Below are 1,916 nucleotides of genomic sequence, written 5' to 3'. Positions count from 1 at the left end.
CGACAGGCGCATTGCACAGTTGATGATGCCCACCATCGAATAGGTCTGCGGGAAATTGCCCCACATCTGGCGCGTGACCGGATGGGTGTCTTCGGACAGCAGGCCCAGGTGGTTGCGGGCATCCAGCATGGCCTGGAAGATTTCCCGGGCCTGCTCCTTGCGGCCGATGCGGGCCAGCGCATCAATACGCCAGAAGGTGCAGATATTGAAGGCGGTCTCGGGGCGGCCGAAATCGTCCGGCGCTTCGTAGCGGCGCATGTAGGGGCCATCGCAGAGCGACTTTTCCAGGGCTTCGACGGTGGAGATGAAGCGCTTGTCGGTCGGTGCGATCAGACCCACTTCCACCATCAGCAGCACGCTGGCGTCGAGATCGCGCCCGCCGAAACTTTCGGCGTAGGCCTGGCGCTGCTCGTTCCAGGCTTCGGTGAGGATGCGGTCACCGATTTCCTTGGCGCGGTCGCCCCAGTAGCGGGCGCGCTCGGGCAGGTCGACCCGCGCGGCGATCTTGGCCAGCCGATCACACGCGGCCCAGCTCATCAATGCCGACGAGGTATGGATGCGCGAACGGGTGCGCAGCTCCCACATGCCGGCGTCGGGCTGGCTGTAGACCTCATAGGCGCGCTCGCCGACTGCTTCCAGATGCTGGAAATGCTCGGCGCCGGCGCGATGATGCAGGCGCATGTCGTGGAAGGCCTGGGCCGCGCCCAGCACGATATTGCCGTAGACGTCGTGCTGGAAGTGTTCGTAGGCCTGGTTGCCCACGCGGACCGGCTGGTGGTGCTGGTAGCCGGGCAGGTGGTCCAAGATCTGCTCGGGTAGCGCTTCTTCCAGGCCGATGCCATACAGCGGCTGCACATGGCCGCCGCCGGAGCGCACCACCACGTTGGTCAGCCAGCGCAGGTAGTCTTCCATGGTGCCCAGTTCGGACAGGCTGTTCAGGGCGCGCACCACGAAGAAGGCGTCGCGCAGCCAGCAGTAGCGATAGTCCCAGTTGCGCTGGCTGCCGGGCGCCTCGGGCACGCTGGTGGTCATGGCGGCGATGATGGCGCCGGTATCTTCGAAGACCGAGAGCTTGAGCGTGATGGCCGCGCGAATCACCGCATCCTGCCACTCCAGCGGGGTGGCCAGGGCGCGGCTCCAGTTGCGCCAGTAGGCGGTGGTCTCCTGCTCAAAATCACGGGCGGTGTCGTTGATGCCGCCGTGCAGGGTTTCGTCGGGGCCAAGGATGAAGTTGTAGGGACGGCTGACCACGAAGGCGGTCTCGTCGACGATGTAGCTGATCGGCGCATCGGTGTTCAGGCGCAGGGTCTGCTCGGGACCGACATAGCGGATGTGGTTGCTGCCGCGGGTCTGCGCCGGGATATCACGGCCCCAGTCGAAGCGCGGACGCAGCACCACGCGCATGCGCGGCGCGCCCAAGAGCGGATGGATGCGACGCACCAGTTGCAGCGGGCGGAAGAAGCGGCCACGGCTCTGGAAGCGCGGCGCCAGGTCGGTGATCTCGATGCCCTGGCCCAGGGTGTCGTAGAGGCGGGTGCGCAGCACGGCGGTATTGGGTTCGTACCACTGCTCGCTGTGGGAGAAGTTCTCCAGCTGGAAAGCCCACAGCGCGCCATTGTCGGTGGGGTCCAGCAGGGCATTGAAGACCGGGTCGCCGTCGAAGCGCGGCAGGCAGCACCAGACGATGCGGCCCATCTTGTCCACCAGCGCGGAGAAGGCGCAATTGCCGATCACGCCCAGGTCCAGCGAGGAAGTGGACGGCATGTCGTGCGCCTCGGCGGCCAGGTGTGGCTGTTCGGAATGCTGGGTCTGCGAGTGGGGTTGCGGCTGCGCTTCCTGTTGCGGGTCGGGGCTGGGCTGGCTCATGGTTCCTCGTGCTCTGTTCTGTGGGTCAGATTTCTTGATGGAAGGCGATG

1 protein-coding gene is annotated in these 1,916 nt (G+C 65.8%); it reads right to left on the bottom strand.

Annotated elements, in window-relative coordinates:
• Window positions 1–1,866, bottom strand: a 1,866-nt coding sequence (locus VE092_RS03860; protein ID WP_324873991.1) for a glycoside hydrolase family 15 protein, incomplete at its 3' end; no start/stop codon positions are given.
• Between the last annotated feature and the right edge of the window lie 50 nt (window positions 1,867–1,916).

Source organism: Herbaspirillum sp., assembly GCF_035644555.1.
GTDB lineage: Bacteria > Pseudomonadota > Gammaproteobacteria > Burkholderiales > Burkholderiaceae_D > Herbaspirillum.
The sequence above is the reverse complement of the archived record's forward strand: the minus strand, read 5'-3'. Positions and strand labels throughout refer to the sequence as shown.